24 protein-coding genes and 1 pseudogene are annotated in these 18,743 nt (G+C 72.2%); 8 read left to right on the forward strand and 17 right to left on the reverse strand.

The genetic code is table 11. The features are described 5' to 3' along the window. Positions 1-348, reverse strand: a pseudogene (locus NBY69_RS31645) (carbon-nitrogen hydrolase family protein); the annotation flags it as partial. A 213-nt stretch (positions 349-561) separates the two neighbouring features. Continuing rightward, the gene (locus NBY69_RS31650) at positions 562-822 is read right to left on the reverse strand and encodes a hypothetical protein (RefSeq protein WP_250305384.1); all 261 of its coding nucleotides are present in this window, start codon (positions 820-822) and stop codon (positions 562-564) included. A 204-nt stretch (positions 823-1,026) separates the two neighbouring features. Between NBY69_RS31650 and NBY69_RS31655 the strand changes: the two genes are divergently transcribed. The 6 genes from NBY69_RS31655 to NBY69_RS31680 all read left to right on the forward strand — a co-directional run bounded on the left by NBY69_RS31655 (position 1,027) and on the right by NBY69_RS31680 (position 6,563). After that, complete coding sequence (locus NBY69_RS31655) at positions 1,027-1,332, forward strand: WhiB family transcriptional regulator (RefSeq protein ID WP_250305385.1); 306 nt, start codon at positions 1,027-1,029, stop codon at positions 1,330-1,332. A gap of 358 nt (positions 1,333-1,690) precedes the next feature. Beyond that, positions 1,691-3,352: a hypothetical protein gene (locus tag NBY69_RS31660; RefSeq protein ID WP_250305386.1), complete on the forward strand. Its 1,662-nt coding sequence runs from the start codon at positions 1,691-1,693 to the stop codon at positions 3,350-3,352. 189 nt (positions 3,353-3,541) lie between these two features. Continuing rightward, positions 3,542-4,387, forward strand: coding sequence for a GNAT family N-acetyltransferase (locus NBY69_RS31665; RefSeq protein ID WP_250305387.1), 846 nt, complete (start codon positions 3,542-3,544; stop codon positions 4,385-4,387). Continuing rightward, positions 4,384-5,004 carry a hypothetical protein gene (locus NBY69_RS31670; protein WP_250305388.1) on the forward strand — a complete coding sequence of 207 codons (621 nt, stop codon included), beginning with the start codon at positions 4,384-4,386 and terminating at the stop codon, positions 5,002-5,004. The genes NBY69_RS31665 and NBY69_RS31670 overlap by 4 nt, the downstream gene beginning before the upstream one ends. A 182-nt stretch (positions 5,005-5,186) precedes the next feature. After that, a complete protein-coding gene (locus NBY69_RS31675) occupies positions 5,187-5,981 on the forward strand; it encodes a hypothetical protein (protein WP_250305389.1) in 795 nt (264 codons plus the stop codon). A 186-nt stretch (positions 5,982-6,167) separates the two neighbouring features. Next, positions 6,168-6,563 carry a hypothetical protein gene (locus NBY69_RS31680; RefSeq protein WP_250305390.1) on the forward strand — a complete coding sequence of 132 codons (396 nt, stop codon included), beginning with the start codon at positions 6,168-6,170 and terminating at the stop codon, positions 6,561-6,563. Between the two features lie 215 nt (positions 6,564-6,778). Here the strand turns inward: NBY69_RS31680 and NBY69_RS31685 are convergent, their stop codons facing one another. The 15 genes from NBY69_RS31685 to NBY69_RS31755 all read right to left on the reverse strand — a co-directional run bounded on the left by NBY69_RS31685 (position 6,779) and on the right by NBY69_RS31755 (position 17,495). Then, entirely contained in the window at positions 6,779-8,620 is a 1,842-nt protein-coding gene (locus NBY69_RS31685) for a hypothetical protein (protein ID WP_250305391.1), read from the reverse strand. 110 nt (positions 8,621-8,730) lie between these two features. Then, positions 8,731-9,120 carry a hypothetical protein gene (locus NBY69_RS31690; protein ID WP_250305392.1) on the reverse strand — a complete coding sequence of 130 codons (390 nt, stop codon included), beginning with the start codon at positions 9,118-9,120 and terminating at the stop codon, positions 8,731-8,733. A gap of 142 nt (positions 9,121-9,262) precedes the next feature. Next, positions 9,263-9,706, reverse strand: coding sequence for a hypothetical protein (locus NBY69_RS31695; protein WP_250305393.1), 444 nt, complete (start codon positions 9,704-9,706; stop codon positions 9,263-9,265). Continuing rightward, positions 9,703-9,897, reverse strand: coding sequence for a hypothetical protein (locus tag NBY69_RS31700; protein ID WP_250305394.1), 195 nt, complete (start codon positions 9,895-9,897; stop codon positions 9,703-9,705). Before NBY69_RS31700 ends, NBY69_RS31695 begins: the two co-directional genes overlap by 4 nt. 89 nt (positions 9,898-9,986) lie before the next feature. After that, complete coding sequence (locus NBY69_RS31705) at positions 9,987-10,574, reverse strand: hypothetical protein (RefSeq protein ID WP_250305395.1); 588 nt, start codon at positions 10,572-10,574, stop codon at positions 9,987-9,989. A gap of 45 nt (positions 10,575-10,619) precedes the next feature. Next, positions 10,620-10,823 (reverse strand): hypothetical protein, encoded by a 204-nt coding sequence (locus tag NBY69_RS31710; RefSeq protein WP_250305396.1) that lies wholly within the window; start codon positions 10,821-10,823, stop codon positions 10,620-10,622. A 63-nt stretch (positions 10,824-10,886) separates the two neighbouring features. After that, a complete protein-coding gene (locus tag NBY69_RS31715; protein ID WP_250305397.1) occupies positions 10,887-11,225 on the reverse strand; it encodes a hypothetical protein in 339 nt (112 codons plus the stop codon). 364 nt (positions 11,226-11,589) lie between these two features. Further along, positions 11,590-12,090 carry a hypothetical protein gene (locus NBY69_RS31720; RefSeq protein ID WP_250305398.1) on the reverse strand — a complete coding sequence of 167 codons (501 nt, stop codon included), beginning with the start codon at positions 12,088-12,090 and terminating at the stop codon, positions 11,590-11,592. A gap of 109 nt (positions 12,091-12,199) precedes the next feature. Further along, the gene (locus tag NBY69_RS31725) at positions 12,200-13,087 is read right to left on the reverse strand and encodes a hypothetical protein (RefSeq protein WP_250305399.1); all 888 of its coding nucleotides are present in this window, start codon (positions 13,085-13,087) and stop codon (positions 12,200-12,202) included. Between the two features lie 76 nt (positions 13,088-13,163). Further along, entirely contained in the window at positions 13,164-15,227 is a 2,064-nt protein-coding gene (locus tag NBY69_RS31730; RefSeq protein ID WP_250305400.1) for a class I SAM-dependent DNA methyltransferase, read from the reverse strand. 127 nt (positions 15,228-15,354) lie between these two features. After that, positions 15,355-15,939, reverse strand: coding sequence for a hypothetical protein (locus NBY69_RS31735; RefSeq protein ID WP_250305401.1), 585 nt, complete (start codon positions 15,937-15,939; stop codon positions 15,355-15,357). Positions 15,940-16,028: 89 nt separating this feature from the next. Further along, positions 16,029-16,211, reverse strand: a complete 183-nt coding sequence (locus NBY69_RS31740; RefSeq protein ID WP_030230155.1) for a hypothetical protein — start codon at positions 16,209-16,211, stop codon at positions 16,029-16,031. Positions 16,212-16,291: 80 nt separating this feature from the next. Continuing rightward, entirely contained in the window at positions 16,292-16,462 is a 171-nt protein-coding gene (locus NBY69_RS31745) for a hypothetical protein (RefSeq protein ID WP_250305402.1), read from the reverse strand. A gap of 71 nt (positions 16,463-16,533) precedes the next feature. Then, a complete protein-coding gene (locus NBY69_RS31750) occupies positions 16,534-16,965 on the reverse strand; it encodes a hypothetical protein (RefSeq protein ID WP_250305403.1) in 432 nt (143 codons plus the stop codon). A gap of 98 nt (positions 16,966-17,063) precedes the next feature. Next, a complete protein-coding gene (locus NBY69_RS31755) occupies positions 17,064-17,495 on the reverse strand; it encodes a DUF4262 domain-containing protein (protein ID WP_250305404.1) in 432 nt (143 codons plus the stop codon). A 313-nt stretch (positions 17,496-17,808) separates the two neighbouring features. Between NBY69_RS31755 and NBY69_RS31760 the strand changes: the two genes are divergently transcribed. Both NBY69_RS31760 and NBY69_RS31765 read left to right on the forward strand, forming a co-directional pair. Next, entirely contained in the window at positions 17,809-18,060 is a 252-nt protein-coding gene (locus NBY69_RS31760; RefSeq protein WP_250305405.1) for a hypothetical protein, read from the forward strand. Between the two features lie 81 nt (positions 18,061-18,141). Continuing rightward, on the forward strand, positions 18,142-18,579 hold the full coding sequence (locus NBY69_RS31765; protein WP_250305406.1) for a hypothetical protein: 438 nt from the start codon (positions 18,142-18,144) through the stop codon (positions 18,577-18,579). Positions 18,580-18,743: the final 164 nt, after the last annotated feature.

An 18,743-nucleotide genomic window follows, 5' to 3' on the forward strand; every position in this document is an offset into this window, starting at 1 on the left:
GTTGTGGGGCGGGGTCGGCGGTGTGAGCGGGTGGAGCGACCCGAACGCTGTCCACAGCCGCAGGTCCCCCGCCAGCGCGGCGATCGACTCGGCCTCGTCGCGCAGGACGTCCCAGGCGGCACGGCTCCAGTCGGCCGGGACCAGCTTCCCGTCCGGTCCGGCCGCCATCACGTGCTTGCTCGGATAGGTGAGTGCTCCCTCGGGGAACTGCACCAGCCGCGCCCCCGCCCCGGCGGCCTCGGCCATCAGGGCCCGGATCTCCTGCCCCGCCGCCCGCAGCGCGCCGCGGTCTGTGGGGTCCTCCGGCACGGTGCTCTGCGTGACGGCCAGCCGCAATGTCCTCGCCATGGCGCGGAAGCTACGGGATCCCCATTGCCACGGTCCGAAGCTCCGGCCGAACCGGCCGGATCCGCACGGGTTCTGTCCGGTTCGCCGACCGCGCGGCGCACCGGGGCGATGGCCCCAGCCGTCGCGGCAGAACGAGGAGGCCGATCCGGCGCTGCACCTGGTCGCGGCCGGCGCGGGCCGGTGCTCAGGTCATGAGACCCGGCACTCGCACGGTCACCCGGTGCTGGACCCGGCGTCCGTGTGCTCAGCCGTGGCCGGCTGCCGCCGCGGCATCGTGGTGACGAACACCGCGAGGGCCGCGAGTGCGATCAGGACGACCAGCACGGTGGACGTGGTGCCGTGCGGGCGGATCACCCACGCCGCGATCAAGGCGACGGCGGCGCTGGGCAGGCCGAAGACGAGCGCCCAGCGCTGCCACCTCGCAGACTGCGAACGCCCTTGAGCGGGCGAGGTGTTCTCGGACGGATCGGGCACAGCTGTCTCCTGTCGGACGGGCGACAACCCCGAATCTACGGCGCGGGGCGGCCGCTGCGGAATCACTCGAAAGCGTGGCATCGGCAGAGCGACAGTAGCGGCCTCGCTCACCTTCTCCGTAGGTTCCACGGACGGTGCATCGCCTACGCTGGTCGGTCGCCGAGGGGAACCGGCAGGAGCGGGAAGAGGAAGAGGGGCGCGGCCGTGGGGGAGACGGACATCGACTGGGGGCGGGCTGCCTGCCGGGGTGTGGATCCGGATGAGCTGTTCGTCGAGGGTGCCGCACAGAACAGAGCCAAGAGCGTGTGCGTCGGATGCACCATCCGCACCGAGTGCCTGGCGGACGCACTCGACCGGCGGGTCGAGTTCGGCATCTGGGGCGGGATGACCGAGAGGGAGCGGCGCGCCCTGCTCAAGCGCCGGCCGACGGTGGTGTCGTGGCGGCGGCTGCTGGAGGCCGCCCGGGCCGAACACGCGCAGCACGGCGGCGGAGAGCGGCTGGCCGGCTGAGGGCTGTCCTTGCGGCGCGCCTCCGCGCCCGGACGAGCGCTCGGTGACGGTGCGCCGGCCGGGATCGAAGGAAGACATCTTCGAGCCCGGTATGTGCGAAAACAGGCGGTTGTTGGCTCTTTCGGGGGGTGGCCTTGCGCCGCACGATGGGGATTCGCCAGGATGGTGCCCTGGCCGCGCCCACGGTGCGCGGGCCCGCCGGTCATCCCCACCGTTGACCGTCCCGGGTGAACTGAGCAAACGCTCGAACCGGCACGATGAGCATGATCGACATGATGACGGCGTCCTGACCTGTTGGCTTGGCGTCGCACCGAGGTGGGGCGGTGCGTCACGCGAAGCCCGGTTCAAGGAGCCCCTCATGTCCACCACCACGCGGCCCTCCGCCGACAAGCAGCGGCGCGTCCAGCGCACCCAGCCGACCCGGCTCGCCCGCCTCCTGGATGCCGAGACGCAGATCGGCTACCAGAAGGCACTTCAGGAAGTGGCCAGCGCCAGCGAGGCCGGCCGGCTCCCCGGCCGCCTCGACCACTACGGCCTCGACCTGGCCCTGCGGATCCTGATGCAGCAGGACTACATGATGTGGAGCCCGCTCGCCGCCGGCCACCTCTGGCCGGACGTCTATCAGCCGCTGACGCAGGCGCTGCCCGGCACCCGGGCCAAGCTGGCCCTGGCCGCCCTGGAGAGGGCACACCTCGCCGGCGCCCGCGAAGCAACCGAGGACGGCGACTTCCACCCCGGCGAAGTCCTCGACGCCTACGACGAGGACGATGAAGACGACGAGGAGGAGGACGGTCCCGAGGACGCGGAGGCGCACAGCGCCGACGACTCCGACGACGGCGAAGACCCGGCGTCGCCGGACGCCGAGGACCTCGGGATCGCCCCCGGCCCGCAGAAGGACGCCGAGATTGCCGCTCGTTGGTGGCTGGACCGGCTCGCCGAGGACGGCGTCCTGCCCCGCTACCGGATGCCGGACCCCTACCCCGGCCGCACCGAAGTGCCCCTCGACGCCGCGCTGGACACCCTGCGGGCCACCGCGGACGTGGAGGGCTACGAGGACGAACTGCACCGCATCGTGGCCGCCGAGCCCCGCGACATCGACGCCTACGCCCACCTCGGCAGCCTGGCCCTGCAACGCCACGACGGCGAGTTCGGCGACCTCATCTCCTACGTCGGCCCCACCGCCGCCGACCGCCGACGCCACCTGAAGGAAGCACTGGCCTGGTACGAGGCCGCCGTCGCCGTCGGCGAGGCGTCCCTCCCGATGATTTTCCACGGCCGGCTGCCCTGGTCCGAGATGGACAACCGGCCCTTCCTGCGCGCCGTCCACGGTCTGGCCCTGACCCTGTGGCGCCTGGGTCGCTTCAACTCCGCCGAGCTCGTCCTGGTCACCCTCCTCTGCCTCAACCCCACCGACAACCAGGGTGCGCGCGATCTCCTGGCCGACGTCCGCGCCCACCGCCGCTGGCACCCCGGCATCACCGAGACCGACGACCAGCGCATCCGCAACGACGTCCTGGTCGTCGCCCGCCGACCGGTCCGCACCCGTCCCGGCAGCCTGCGCACCCTGCTCACCGGCGCCGAGCAGCCCACGCCCGACTCCGTCGCCCACATCGTCCGCCGCGCCGCCGCCCAGGCACTGGGCGGCACCTGGGACGGCCGGTCCTCCCACATCGTCGTCGGCCACCCGCGCGCCGGAACCAAGGTGACGATCGTGGCCCGGCACCAGCGCGGCCACAGCCTCACCCCGGACGAGTACTGGTGGGACGCGCACAACGCCGGCAGCGAGATGGACGGCCCCGTCCTGTTCACCCTGGTCGCCGACCGCGGCTACATCGCGGTCGCCCAACTCCTGCGCGCCGACCAACTGGCCCCCTACCGCGCCGCCGACCTCCCGCGGCGCGACCGCACCGCCTTCACCACCACCTTCATCCACGGCGACACCCGGTACGGCACCGACCTGGCCTCGCTGATCGACCACGCGCTCGACGTCCTCCCGGCACAGCCCGGCGCCCGCACGTGACCACCCCGCCCCGGCCCGGTGCGACACCCGGGCCGGGACGGGCGGCAGCCGCCGAACCCGGGCAGCCGCTCACCGCCGGACGAAGCAGAACGCCACGCTGCCCGACCATCCCCGCCCCGGCTCCCGCCGGTACCCCGATGTGCCGCGATCTCGTCACGCGCGACCACCCAGCGCTGCCATCCTGGACCGATGGAGTCCGTTGAATCCGCCCTCGCCCGCCTCTGGCCGGCCGTCGTTCGTGCCGACCGCGTCGTCCTGCGCCCGGTCACGGCCCAGGACGCGCCGGTCGTGCGGGCCTTGCTGACCGACGCCCGGGTCCGCGCCTTCCTGGGCGGCCCGGCCAGCGAGGAGCGGGTGGCGACCCGGCAACGCGAGTACCCGACCACACCCGGCGTCTGGGCGGTCGCTCCCGCCGCCGGGGGCGAGGCGATCGGCCTGGTCAGCATCACCGCGGACAGCCGGTGCGCGGACAGGGCCGAGGTCTCCTACCAGCTGCTGCCATCGGCCTGGGGCCAGGGCCTCGGGCGCGATGTCGTGGGCGCCGCCGTCGAGTGGTGGACTGCGGCGGTGCCCGACGGAGGCCCGCTCATCGCGGTCACCCAGGAGCGCAACACCGCCTCGCGCCGCCTGCTGGAGTCGCTGGGCATGACCGTGCTCGACACGCTCCTCGAGTTCGGCGAGCCGCAGTGCCTCTACACCCCGGGCGACGAGGACACCGCGCTGCGCTGGGCGCGGGTGCTGGACGCACGCCGCGAGGACGTCGAACGCCGGCGGGGAGCCGAAGCGCGGGCGACCGCCGTCGGCCGCACGCTGCCGGACGACCTGTCCGTCCTCACCCCCGAGCAGATGGCCCGGCTCTGCCCCGCCCGGCACGGCGCCCACGGACGCATCTGCGCGCACGAGAAGGACCACACCCCCGACCTCCATCTCGGCAGAGCCGCGGACGGGGCCTGGATCGCCTGGCTGGACCGGGCCGAGCCGGCGCCCCCGGCCGGGCCCGCAGTGTCGGTCGGGCGTGGTACCACTCGTTCATGACCGAATCCGCCGCACCGCCCGAGGACCTGGACCCGATCCTCCAGCTGGCCCGTACGGCCCTGGCCGGCGGGGACCACGACGGCGCCGCCGAACTGTTCGAGCAGGCCGCCCGCGCCGGCACCCCCGGCGTCCTGGGGAAGATCGCCGAGGCGTACGCGGAGATGTTCGACGGGCGGGCAGCGGACTGGATGAGCCGCGCCGTCGCCGCGATGAGCGTGCCAGGCAAGATCACGGTTCACCCGGGGACTCTGCGGATCATCGCGCAGCACGGTGTGCCCGAGCAGCAGGTGTGGTCGGTCACGGTCAGGTCGTCCGACGAGGACCGCCCTGCGGTGGTCACCGCGCTGGAGGCTGCGGTGCCTCGGCTGATGCGGATCACACACGACGGCCGGGAGTTGACGGACGTCGACATGGACGCGGCCCTGGCCTCCGGCGTCGACTTCTACAGCCCGAACTACGCCGCGGTGGACACCTCCGTCCCGAAGGTGTGGCTGGACTGCAAGGACGCGGTACTGCCGGCGATGGCCCTCGCCGTGATCCGGGTCCTGGCGGACGAGCTCGCCACCGCCGGTGTCCGGCAGGCCGGGCTGTGCACCCCAGCGACGAAGGACCCGTAGCCCGGTCATCCCGGCCTCGGCCCCCGCGCGCCCGTTGCCGGGCCGGAGCCGGGGCAGACAGCGCCCGGCGCTACCGGGGCGGGACGTGCGCAGCGGGCCGAGGGGCCCTCGGACGGTGTCGGTGCCCAGGTGCATAGTGGTCGCAGGCCGACCGTGGTCCGAAACAGAGAGCGAGCAGGTCCATGAGCATCCCGAGGAGTACCCGTGAGCGCGTGGCCGCGGTGGTTGACCCGGGCCTTCCCGCGTCGGTCGCTGCCACCGTTCACCGCCTCGCCCGTCAGCACCCCGAAGTGCTGCGGAACCCGGACGCCCCGCTGCCCCGGTGGGCCGCTGTGGACCTCGCCGAGTTGGCCCGTGGAGCCAGGATGCAAGCGATCGTCGTCGCAGGCGCGGCCGTCGTGGTCCCGCTCCTGGTGTGGGTGCAGCGCGAGATGCAGCGAAACCTCGGCGGCGACATCATGTCGTCCGGCACCCTTCTGACCGTCATGGTCGCGGTGGTCGGCGTGGCGCTTGTCATGAACATGATGCGAGAGTGGCGCCAGGTACACACCCCCGGAGGGCGAACGACCGTCGCTCGGGAACTCGCCGAGGCCCGGGGCCGGTACCTGCTGCGCGGCACCGACCTGACCGACGACGCCTGGGCCGCCGTTGTACGGGCGCAGCGGGCGATGAACCTGGTGCTGGCCTCCACGTGGCTGGTTTCACCGGTGGGGACGGTGGACCGCGACGCCTTCGCCCAGGGGATCTGGGCGATGGCCCGGACGATGGCGAAGGACGGGAGTGCGGCATCCGGGGAGACCTTCGCCGCTGCCATCGAGGTGTACAGCCAGCGGATCGACGAGGCCAACAAGATCGGCATGGCCGAGCTGGAGGCCCGTACCCGCCCGCCAGCCGGTACCCGTTCCCCGGCCCTGGACGAGGCCGTGAAGCGGGCCGACAGCGCAGGTGCCCACGCACTGACGCTGGCCTGGCTCTGACCTTCACCGGCTCGACCTCACCGAGTCGGACCGTTGCCCCAGCCCGTCGAGGTGGGCGACTTCTGCCGATCCGCCGGTGAGCCCTCCGCTCGTCGGCACCGACGCCGTCCTTCCGGCCCCGGTCGGTCCGGCCGTCAGCGCGATCGCGTGAGTTCCCCTGAACCTCCCCGGCGAGGAACTGCCGCAGTGCAGGATGTGGTCGTGACGAACGGTGACGTGGAAGGCCCCGGAGTGCCGCTCAGCAGAGAAGACGCGGTAGCTGCACTCGGTGAGGCCGCTCAGTGGTGGGGCTGCGATGTGCCGGACGATCCGGGGGCCGGCGAACTCGCCGAGCTCCTGGACGAGGTGGCCGTCCGGCTGCGTGACCGCCAGACGGACGAGCAGCTGCGCGGCGCCGCCAAGTACCTGGCCGAGGCCACCGAAGCGCTCGGTGCCGTGGCGCGGCTCGGCGGCCTTCTGCCCGTTGTCTCGTTGTGCCACTTGCGCACTGCCGTGGCCAAGGAGCAACAGGCGCGCCGGGGCCTCCCGCACACGGCGATTCCTCACGCGGACGCGAAGACGCTGCCCGTGGCGGCGTCCTGACCCCGGGTCGACGGACTGGCCGGTCGGTACCCCCGGGAGAGACGGCCAGCCGCACGCTGGGTGACACCGGCCGATCGCTCGGCGGTGGCTGCCTCGGATGTTCGACCTTCGCCGGCGGAAGCCGGCGCCGCCGGGCTCCTGCCGACCTGGACCGGGCCCGCGGGCCAGGGCACACGGGGTTGTAACGCCGGTGCCCTGGCCGGTCCTGGGCGCGGTCAGCGGCGGACGGGACGGCGTTTGCGGGATGGTGCCGTTGTGCCGGGGGCCGTACGGGCGGCTGCGGTCTGGGCCGTCCGGACGGCGGCCCGCTCGGTGCGGGCCTTGATGGCGCGCTTCTTCGCAGGCACCACCCTGCCCAGGGTGGCCGGCCGGGTGCCGTCGTGCTCGCCGGCGGCCCGGAGAAGGGTGCGGCTGCCGGACCGGCGGAGGGCGTAGAGGCTGCGCACGTAGGCGCGGGTCCGGGCCTCCCAGGCGCGGCCGAGGATGTGGCCGATCCAGGCGGCGGCGGCCATGGGGCTGACGGTGTCGGCGATGAGCTGGGTCTTGTTGCGGATGCCTTCACCGCGGCCGACATGGGTCCAGGGGAAGTCGGCGCGGAAGCCGACGGCGCGGCCCAGGTCGGCGTGGGTGTGGGTGAGGCCGTCGGCCTCGCGCTTCCATCCGTACGCGGTGCCGGTCACCGTCGTGCCCGGCTCGTCGGCGGTGAACGTGCCGCCGCCCTTGGGCCGGCCGGTCAGGGGGTTGATCCCGCGTACGCCGCGGGTGGTGACCTTGTGCCCCTTCTCCCAGCCCATGCAGGCGGCCCAGGTGGTGGCCGGGACCGGCTTGCTGGGCCGGTAGCTGGTGAACGGCCGGGTGTAGCGCATGCACACCATGAAGGTGCGGTTCTTCTTCGAGGCGGCCCCGTAGTCGGCGGCCTCGACCAGGCTGAACTTCGCGTACTCCCAGCCGGCTCCGTAGAACTCCGAGGCGATCGCCTCGACCACGTACTCGGCGGCCTTCGCCTTCAGGAGGTTCGAGGACTGCTCCATGGCCACCCAGCGGATGCTGTTGTGCCTGGCCTGCAGCGCCAGCGGCCAGATCACGGCTTCGGCCATGAGGCCGGTGCGCGCGTCCTTCAGCCCCGCCAGCGGGGCACGGACCTCGTCCCAAGTGGCGCCGGTGGGCGGGGCGTAGCCCTCCATGCCGTCACCGGCGTCGTCGACCATGACGAACCCTGCCGCGGCCCCGGCCTGGCTGATCACTTCCTCGACCAGCCCCATGGCCTCCTCCGCGAGCCCGGCCAGCTTCCCGCCGGGCGAAAGCGTCTGGCACGGAGGGGAGAGGATCACCGCGACCACGTAGCGCAGCGCCGGGTTCGCCGGGTCCAGGTCCGTGACCGAGGCGCAGATCCGCCGGAACCCGGCGGCCTGCGCCGTGGCGCACGCGGCCTCGGAGATGTCCACCCCGACCATGTCGACGGGCTCACCCAGCACATGGACGATGCCCTCGCACCAACCGCCCGGCCCGGCGAAGAGGTTGACGACCCGGATGGGCGCGCCCGGCTTCGGTGCGTAGAGCCATTCAACCGGCCACGGCCCGGCGAGCTCCTCACGCTCCTGGTCGCTCAGCGACGCGATGTAGGCATCGCGCTCCGCGTCGTCGAGGAGGTCGACGTCGTCCACCGGCAGGCCGAGGGCCGAGCGCACCTTCGCCACCGTCACCCGGGCTGCCTGGAGGACCCAGTACGCCATGTGCGCCCGGGCCCAGATGTCGGTGCTCTCCTCCTCCAGCCCGCCGCGGTACTCCCATCCCTCCTCCTCCACCGACTCGGGCAGCCGCCACCGCCGCGCCTGGTCGATGGCGTCGTACGCGGCGGTGATCTCGTCGGAGTGCGCGTCGGCCAGGGCCAACAGGGCGGCGCGCCTGACGGCGGCATGCTCGTGCAGCCGCTCCGCCTCCGCGAGGGGGCACGGTGGGGCCACCGCCGCGCCGCCCTCGTTGTCCATGGCCGCCGGGCCGCCGGGATCGCTGATCGTGTCGGGCGCCGGTCGGGCGCAAGGGGAGGGGACGTTCATGGTGTGCCTCTGTGCTTTCGGCCGTCCGGGGCCGGGCGGCGGGAACGGCCCCGTTTGCGGGGCGGTCGGACCGCGGCCCGACAATTCAGACAATGCGTGAAATCGTAGAGTTAGGCAATTCTATTGGGATGGGTGTGGCCAGGGGCTTCGTCCCGCAGCATCCGCTCAACTTCCTGTTGCCCGAAGGCTCCGACCAGTGCGGCGACCTGGGCTTCCAGGCCGCGGTTGTTGATCGCGCTCGCCTGCTGGTCGGCGTCGTCGTGCACGGCGTCGAAGGCGTCGAGGTCACCCAGCCGGGGATGGGCCCCGTTGTTGTAGGCGCCCGACGCGCCGCGGTGCACCATCTCGTACACGAGTTCGTCGACGTCCGTCTCCGTCAGTCTCAGCTCGCGGGCCAGGCGGACCAGCGCTGCGGCGCCCTGCACTTCCTGGTCCGGACGCGGCGGCGTGCCGGACTCGGGGCGGTCGCCGCGGTCGGCGTGCTGGTGCGAGGTGGTCATGCGGGCCTCCAGGGGGCCGAGGTGTTCCGCCGGGATCGGCGAAGCGGTGAACTGAAGCGGGATGGGGGGTGCTCGACGGCGCGGCCGAGGCCGCCGCGACCGGGTCGGTCGGTCGAGCGCGGCCTCGGCCGCGGGGATGCTGCTACAGCCGGGACAGCTGGGCGTAGTTGTGCTCCCTGTCGGTCCAGGCGAGCGCCTGGACGCGGTGGGCGACTGTCCGGCCGACCCAGGAGCCGGCCGGACCGGGATGGGACCGCTCGCCGGTGAGCCAGGCGTCCAGATCCCCGGCCAGGTCCCAGAGCCCGCCGGACGAATCCCTGGCGAACCACTGAGAGTTCCCGCCGCAGCCGAAGCTGTCGCGGTACTCCCAGACGCACACCAGGCGCAGCCCGGTGGCCGCGCCCAGGACGGCGAAGGCGGTGTTCACCTCCTGCTCGGTGTACCCGTCGCGGAACCGGCCCGTCAGCCGGCCGTCGGCGATGACCGGGGCGAGTGCGGCGTCGGCGTACTGAGCCGGTGCCGGGCGGCCGTCCGATGCCGCCGGGCCGGTGGACGGCTGCGGCGACCTGGTCGGATCTGTCGTCACGTCGTCACGCCCAGATCGGCGAGCCGCTCTCGCAGCGTGGCGAACTGTTCGGTGAGCTGCTGGGTGAGCCGTTGGCCGTCGGCGGAGACCGGGAATCCGGTGGCCATGGCCTCCTCGTAGGACGAGGCGAGGGTGTTGCTCAGGTTGTCGGCAGCGCGGTGGGCCTGCCACAGGGCGGTGGGGTCGGGCATCGGGATCGCTTTCGTGGGGTGCGGGAGACGTTGGCGGTCTGCGGACCCGGCGCGGGTGCCGGCGCCGATCCGGCGGACGGTGCGGTGGTTCAGGCGTCGTCGTCCTCGGCGATGCTGAGGTCGAAGCCGAGGGCGTGGAGGCGGTCCTTGATGGCCTCGACGATGTCGCCGCCCTCCAGGTCAGGGTCCGTCATCGCGTCCAGGACGGCGTCCATCCCGTCCTGCGGGTCGGGCTCCGAAGCGGTGACGGCGGGGCGGCCGAACTCACCGGCGAGGACGGCCATGACCGTGCCGAGCATCTGGACGCGTTCCTCGACGTGCCGGTCGGCGGCCCGGTCGTGGTCGTCGTAGTCGTTGCCCAGCAGCGCACCGTCCGGCCCGACGAAAGGGGTGATCTCGGCCCTCTGACGGGCCAGCAGCGAGGCGTGCGCCGTGATCAGGCCGTGGACGACGTCGCGGGACGACCCTCCGGCCGGGCCCGGGGCTCCGTCCAGTCCGTGGCTGTGGCACATCGCCGCGCACTGGAGCCAGCCGGTGAGCTCCTGGACGCGCTCGCTGCGCACGCGGTCCCACTGGTCGAACGGCTGCTCGCAGACGGCGGCGAGCTCGGCGAGCGCTGCGGCGACGGCGGTGGGCCCGGCATCGCCGGGGAGTGCAGTCAGGGTGGTGGCGGTCATCGGATTCCTCAGGGTGAGCGTCGCGCGGTCGGAGCGGACGGCGGTTCAGTTGGTGGGGACGCCGGGGAAGCGGCCGTACGGGTCCAGGAGGACCTCGCCGTGCTCCAGGAAGGCGCGGAAGTCGTGGCCGTGGGTGACAAGTCCTCCGGGCCCGAAGTCCTGGATGTACATCCAGGACGGGACGTGGCGGGCGTGGGGGTCGAGCGCGAGGCCGGTCAGGGCGGCGTCGGAGGGGCGGTACGTGGCCATCCGGGCAGTTCCTTGGGGTCGGGTCCGTTCCGGCGCCGCGCGGGCGGCGCCGGAACAGGCGGGCTACTGGTCGGCGCCGGTCACGTGCAGCCCTGAGACGCTGGGCAGCTGCGATAGGATCGTGTAGAACTCCGCCGGCTGGTATCGGGCCTTGCGCTCCCTCTTGCCGAGCCGGAGCGCCAGGTGCACCTCCACGTCGTCGATGGCGTGGTCCCGGGTGGCGATGTATCCGGTGTCCTGGCACGAGAACGTCACCGACTGGACGATCGTCATCAGTTCGCCGAGGGCGACCCGGTCGCCCTTGCGGGGCAGCGGCAGGCTGCCGGTCTCCCAGGTGAAGTCCGCCTCGTATTCGACCTCGCCGTCGTTGATGCCCAGGTCGAAGCTGATCTCTGCGCGCATGGCTGTTCTCCGTCTCCGTCGTTGTTGTGGCCGCGGCGCGCTGCGCCGCGGCCGGGTGGTCGTGCTCCTGGCGGGAGTCGAACCCGCGCCGGGTAGACGAGCTTGGAAAACGCGCTTCCCTGCCGGGGGTTCGGGGGTGTCAGCCCCTCGTTGAGGTTCCCCAACCCTGGGGCTTTTGGCTGGCCAGGGCCCGGTCCCGGTGCATCCGCAACCGTCTCGTCATGACGCCGTTCCGTTTTACGGCCGCTCTTCCGCTGAGCTACAGGAGCGGGACTGGGCGGTGCGCCCTCCCCACGACGCATACATTACACAGACTCAGAGTGTTAAGCAATGTGTGTGTTGTGTTGGTCGGCCTTCGCGGTCGTCAGCGGGGCTCGGCGGTCTCCCTGTCAGGCTCCGCCGGGCCGACTTGCCGCCGGTCGCTCCGGGCGTCCGGTGCGCCCTCGTACGGATGCCAGGTTGCCGCCGCGCGGTGGGGAAGGCGGGTGGCGACGATGCTCGGCCAGTCCGTCTGGTCGTGTTCCCTCGGGGTGGTCGGGTGCGTGATCCAGTTGGTCGCTCCGGTCTCGTCGCTCAGCAGTGCCTCGACCAGGCACTCCCGGCACATGCCGATCTCGGGCGTCCAGTCCCGGAAGGTCGCGGGGGCCTGGGGGTGCAGCGCCGCGTGGCGCTGGGTGGCTTCCATGATCAGGCGCGGCCAGTCGACGGCGCGCGCCACTCGCTCCAGGATGGCCGCCATGGCGTCCTCGACCGCCCAGACGTCCTCGGTGGGCATGGTGGTGTAGCTGCGGGTGCGCTGGTCCCAGCGGTGGTTCCCCAGTACGTCCTGCCGGAGGGTCTTGATCACGGCGAGTCGGTTGGGCATGGCTCTCTCCTGAAGTTGGGTGCGGATCGGGCGAGGGTGCCGCCCTGCGCCCGGCCGGGCCGAGGTGCCCGTCCGGCCGGCGCGGGCTGCTGTTCTGTCGTGGGGTGCTTCACAGATGCCAGTGCGGTGGCCGGGCGCGGGTGGGGTAGAGCAGCGTTCGGTGCTTGTGCTCGGCGATCGCCCGCTCGGCGCGCCGGTGCGTGGGCTCTTCGAGGTCGCGCGGGTCGCCGAAGGCGTCGCCGCAGGACACCGTCACGTTGCTGCCCAGCCGCCACAGCCGCGAGTTGACCGCGCAGCAGGCGGAGTTGATGGTGTCGAGGTCGTTCAGCCACCAGTGGTAGTGGCCCGGGTCGAGGCCCTGGAAGCGCAGTGCCGCGGCGGCGGCCCGGACCATGGTGCCGGTGCCGGCGCACGGTTCGAGGAGGACGGCGCCGGGTGCCGGGCGGTCGGTCAGCATGAGCTCGCCGGCGGGGTCGGCGGCGATCGAGGGGGTGAAGAACTCGCCGGTGGCCTGCTTCTGGCCGTGGCCGCGCATCCGCTGGACCAGGAGGCCGAGCAGGTCTTCCGCCTCGCAGCGGGCGAGGTCGCTGCAATACTCCAGCAGTCCGGCCCGCACGAGGATGCGCGCGTAGTCGGCCAGGCCGCGGATGTCGCTCTCGCTCGGATCGGCGAGCCATGCGTGCAGCGGCCCGGCGGCATCAGCGAGGACCGGGTCGGACGCCCACAGGCTGTTCCAGCTGGCCCGCAGGGCGTCGGCCAGTTCCCCGTCGTCCAGGGGGATCAGCAGCGGGCCGTAGTCCGGCCCGTCCGCTCGGCTGGGGGAGCACAGGGCCAGCCCGGCCAGCGTGCCGACAGCGATGGCCACCTCGCCCGTGCCGCCCCGGTTCTCCAGCCACCACCCATGGGCGGCGTCGACGATGGACCGGCCGTGCTCGCGGCCGTTCTCGGGGACCATGAAGCGCCGGAAGCCGGCGGGAGGGATGCCGTACAGGGTCATGTCGTACTCCAGGAAAGAGGCCGGAGGCAGGGCAGTCGGGCCGCCCCGCCGTCCGGCCATGTGCGAATTCGCAACCTTAAGAAATGTGGTGTGCGTCCGGGGCCGCCCAGGGCTGACCGGCCCAGAGCGCCTGGATCTCGGCCTGGACGGCCTTCAGGTCCGCGTCGATCTCCTCCAGCGGCCGAGGCGGCTTGTAGACGTAGAAGTGGCGGGTGAAGGGGATCTCGTAGCCGACCTTCGTTCTGGCGTGGTCGATCCAGGCGTCGGGGACGAATGGCAGCACCTCCCGCCGCAGGTACTCCTCCGGGTCCTGCCCGAGCGGGACGTTCTCGAAGTCCCTCAGAGCCGGGTCCGGCAGCGGCCCGTCCTTCGAGCCCTGCACCTCGCCCCCGGGATCGGCCACGCCCCACGCCTCACGCAGCGCCCGGACGAACGCGGCACCCGACGGACACGCCAGGCCGGCCGCAGCCACCGCGGCGGTGAGCGCGTCGAGGGCATCCGCCGCCGTCGCCCACACCGAGCCGGCCAGCGGGCGCAACGCCTCGGCGAACGCGACCGCGTCAGTCGCCCGCTGGACCGGCTTCGCCGACGCCAGCTGCGCGATCGACGCCTCGCTGGCCTCGAAGCGCAGCCGGAGGGGACGCTCGACCGTGATCCTCCGGTAGCCGAAGTCCTCGTTGCGGAAGACCTTCACCTTCCCGTCCGCCGAACCGCCGGGCGCGTGAGCCGGCGGGATCGGCGGCGCCCCGGCGTACAGGCGGGTCAGCTCGGCGATGTGCTCCTCACCGAGCTCCTTGCGCTTGTCCCCCAGCGCCCTGCGCATCTTGCGCCAGTGCTCCCGGGCGTCCAGCAGGACGACACCGCCCTTCCGATTCGCGGCCTTGCGGTTGGTCAGCACCCACACGTAGGTGGAGATGCCGGTGTTGTAGAAGAGCTGGTCGGGCAGCGCGACGATGCCCTCCAGCAGGTCGCTCTCCAGAATCCACTGCCGGATGCGGGACTCCCCGGACCCGGCCTGGCCCGAGAACAGCGGGGAGCCGCTGAAGAGGATAGCGATCCGGCTGCCACCGCTCCCCGATGCGTCGACCGGCTTCATCTTCGCGATCATGTGCTGGAGGAAGAGCAGCGCGCCGTCGTTGACCCGGGGCAGGCCGGCGCCGAACCGGCCGCGCTCGCCCAGCTCCCGGTGCTCCCGCTCGACGGCGTCCTGGGCCTTGCGCCAGTCGACGCCGAACGGCGGGTTGGCCAGCAAGTAGTCGAACGTCGCGCCCGCATGGCCGTCCTGCGTCAGGGAGTTGCCCAGCACGATGGCCTCGGGGGCCTGGCCCCTGACCATCATGTCGGAGCGGCAGATCGCCCAGGACTCTGGGTTCAGTTCCTGCCCGAACACCTCCACCGGGCTGTCGGGGTCAAGACGCAGCAGCTGTTCCTGCGCGGCGCTGAGCATGCCGCCCGTGCCGCACGCCGGGTCCAGGACCGTCCGGGGCGCCCCCGGCTCGCCCGGGGCCTGCCCGTCGGCCGGGGCGAGGAGGTTCACCATCAGCCGGACGACCTCCGGCGGTGTGAAGTGCTCCCCGGCCGTCTCGTGGGACTGCTCGGCGAACCGCCGGATCAACTCCTCGAAGAGGTAACCCATCTGGTGGTTCGACACGACCCCACGTGGCCCCCCGCCCTCGCCCGTCGGCACCGCGCGCCCGGCGGACTCCTCGGCCGGCCGTAGGTCCAGCTCGGCGAAGCGCCCCACGACATGGTGCAGCAGTCCCGCCCCGGCCAGCCGTTCCACCTGCGGGCCGAACCCGTACTGCTCCAGCACCTCTCGCGCCTCGGGCGAGAACGCACCGCAGTACGCGAGCAGCTGCTCGGCGCAGTCCGAGCCTGCGCCCGCGATGGTGCGCAGCGCGAGCGGGCTGGTGTTGCAGAAGCCGGCCCTCGTGATCGCCCGCAACCCGCCGTCCGGCGTGCCCTCGGCGACCGCGGCCAGGACGGCGTCCTTGGTCGGCTCCAGGACACACTCCAGGCGACGCAGCACCAGGAAGGGCAGGATCACCCGGCCGTACTCCGACTGCTTGAAATCTCCGCGCAGGAGCTCGCTCACCGCCCAGACCCGCGACGACAACTCGGCGTGCTTGCCGCTGTTCAAAGGACACCTCTCCAACAGAAACGGCACCGCCGGGCACTGCCCGGCGCGGCCGACAGGAACGAAGGGAACATCGGGACAGGCCCGGCGGACGCGCAGTACACCCCGCACCCGCCGGACCGGCGGAACCTCACGCGCACGACCGCCCGCACTCCTCGGGATCGTGGTAGCCGTCCGCGTACTCGCCAACCTTGTCGCGCACCGCCTGCGGCACCTCGGGCCCGAGCGTCGTCACCGAGTCCCACCACTCGTGGTCGGCCCCGCTGCGCCCCGGGTCGATCGTGTGCACGACAGCCTCGGCGGGGGCGCCGTCCATGTAGACGTGGACCTCGGTGCCGTCGTCGGGGGCGCGGTCGACCACCACGTCGATCCGGCGGCCGGCGGGCGGCCCAGCGGCCTGCGCCCGCGTCGGCGGCTGGGCTGCTGCCCTGCTCCACGCTCCGAAGATCTCGTCGCGTCCGTGGGGACCCAGGGACTCGAGCAGCACCGCTTCGAGTGCGCCCAGGTCAACCGTCGCCCACCCCGCGGGTAGGCCCTTGTCCAGTTCGTCGGCGCGGCGGTGGAGGAAGCTCAGGACGGAGGACTTGGTCACCCGCGGGTCGTCAGCGGTCAGTTCAAGGCGGCGATCCATCTCGGCGGCCGCGTCACGCAGCGCGGCGGCGCCCGTGACAGTGGGCCGGTGGAGGGGGCTCGCGGGCATGGGGTCGTGCGTCATGGGAAGTCCAATCTCGGTGCGCGCCGGGGCAGTCCGGCGTGAGGAGGGGAACCCCGGCGCGGGGCGGGGCGGGCTGAGCCGTGCAGCGGTCAGGTGTCCAGCGCGGCTTCGTCCCGCCGCCAGCGGCGCGACTCGATACGACGGGCGATCCGTCGTTCGGCCGCCTTGGCCCGGCCCCGGGCGAAGGTGAAGTAGAAGCAGGTGCATCCTTGGCGGGCCCGGACGCACCCGCCCCGGTGCCCCGGCCGGGTGGCGGGGAGCAGCATGCGCATGGGGGCTCCGTGCGGGGTTGTGGCGGTGATGGGGGACGGCGGGACGCTGGACCGGGCTTGGCCGGGCCGGGCGGGGCTGACTACCCGCGAGCGGCCTCCGCCTGGGCGTCTTCGGCGGTGTAGCCGCAGTCGCATCCCGCGCGGCAGTACGAGCCGGCCGGGGCGAGGCAGCCCTCGCAAGGCTCGTCGAAGTCCTGGGGCAGGAACGGTCGGCGCTTCGTGGCATCGAGGGCGGGCGGGGGCACGGACATGGCTGCTCCGAGGTTCGGGCTGACCCGGGTAGGCGGGTCAGCGCGGGGGCGGTGGAGGTTCCGAGGGCCGGTCACCTCTCGATCGGCCCCGAGATCGTGATGGTGGTCGAGGCGGCGGTGGCCCCGTCGAGGGTCGTGCTGGCCCAGCGCAGTGCGCTGACCTCGGTGATCGGACCGAGTTCGCCTCCGTAGGGGTCTTCCCCGGTGATCAGGAGCTTGACGTCGACGTCTCCCGTGCTCTCCTGCACCTCGGTGAGCCGGTCGATGAGGTCGCGGACCGTCAGCGGGTGCTCGGAGTGCGTCTGCGGGGCGTCCTCGTCGTCGTTGCGCCCTTCGAGCAGGACCGTGACGGGGCCGGTACCGCGGTGACCCCGATCGGCCTTCACGCCGATGACGGGCCCCTCGGCGCCTTCCCACTTACTGGAGAGGACCGAGGTGACTTCGACGTTCCCTACGCGCTGCTGCTGCTCCTCAAGCCGGTTGAGAAGTTCCGAAATTCGCATCGCTGTGCCCTTCTGACGAGGAGACCGACGTTGTGATGACCGGCTCGCCGCGCGCCGCTAGCTAAACCATACGTGAAATCACAGAGTTAAGCAATGTGCTAGAGAAGGAGCTGTGCCCCTGCCGAGAGGGTGCACGCCACATCGCCGGGGAATCGGCCCTCCCGGTCCGGCCAGACCGCCTGCCACACGGGCGGGTTGCGGCGGTAGACGGTGCGAACCAGGACGAACGGCAATGGGCTGTCCGCCTGCCTCAGTCGCAGCGAGTAGCCGCCCCCGGTGATGCCCTTGACCTCCATGGCCGGAGTCGGGGGAGTCTGCTGCTCAAGCAGCCGCACGGCCAGGGAGTTGAGTGCGGAGCAGGACATCTCATAGTCGAGCCCACTGACCGCCAGTTCGTAGCCCTGGCGGACGTGTAGTCCCACCGTGTAGGCGAGCGAGGGCTCGCCGGTCCGGGGGTCGGCCGGGATGAAGGGGATGGCGTACCCCTTCTCGTTGATGCGGGCCGCCAGCTGCTGTAGGTAGGCGGCCATCTGCTTTCGGGTGTCCGCGGGGATCGAGGGCACTGTCCATCCAATCGGGAGGGTCGGGGCGCCGGGGCCTTGTGCTGGGCCGGCAGGGTGTGTTCCGGGCCTGGGTCGGCGCGCCCCGGAGAGGGTCGGAGTCGGCGGGGATGTGCACACATTATGCTTACTCGTATCCTTAAGCAACATAGTTCGGGATGGCGCTCTTCTGTCTGGCTCCGTGGCAACGGGAGGGAGCGCGAAGATCACTCGGCAGTTCCGCCCAAGATCCACAGCAGCTACGGTCGACCTCAAGATTCCGTCAACCCGCAGGGAGCAGAACATGGGCAGCGTTTACAACAGCATTGGCGACGGCGCAGTCCTTCGAGGCCTCACCGTCCAGGCGGGCAATATCGGCTTCGTCGACGGCGCGCAGTCCGGTGACGGTAAGCCGTCTTCCGCGCTCGACCTGCTGGACACCGAGGGCGCGCCGGTCGCGCTGACCCGCGGCGAGTACGAGGCGCTGAACGCCTACCTCGGCGAGCGCACCGACCCCACCGCCCGAGCGCTGCGCAACCGGCTGGCCGACCGCTGACCCAGGGGGACCACGCCCGAGCAGATTTTGCAGTGAGTGCAAACAATTGCACTCACTGCAAAATCTGGCATGATGGACGGCATGAGCGTATTCAGCGACATCGCCGCGATCTGCCATCCGATGCCCAGCCCAGGAGAAGTGCCCGACGACATCTACAGCGATGTATGCGACTCCATCCACGCCCGGCGGGAGGAGATGATCCAAAGCCTTGAGGCCGCCGCCGACGCGGACAGCGAGGAGAACGAGCCGCTGCTGTCCGCCATCGGCATCGCCCGATACCGCAAGGAGCAGGCCGAGGCCGAGATCCGCCGGCTGATCGCCTACGGACGGGAGTTCACCCGCCCCCGCCCCTACGTGCTCGCCGATCTCGCCAGCGCCGCCGGCATGTCCATCTCCGGGGCCCGTATCGCCTACGGCCGCACCGAGGTCGCGGACGTGGAGCAGGCCCTGGGGCGCCCGCCCCGCGAGCGGAGCGCGAACCGACCGGACGCCCCGGACGGCACGGGCAGCGCATCGTGACGGCGCGCCGCTCCAACACCAAGAGGGCCGGAACGCGGGCAACGGGTTCCGGCGCGGGCGCTCCCGCTCTTCGCTCGCGGCTCCACGCGCATGCTTCCCGCCCACTGACGCAGGTCGATGCGATCCGCCTCAAAGCCGGCCTGACGGGATGGTTCGGCTCGGAT

It is taken from the genome of Streptomyces sp. A 4/2 (assembly GCF_940670765.1).
In the GTDB taxonomy this organism is placed as follows: Bacteria; Actinomycetota; Actinomycetes; order Streptomycetales; family Streptomycetaceae; genus Streptomyces.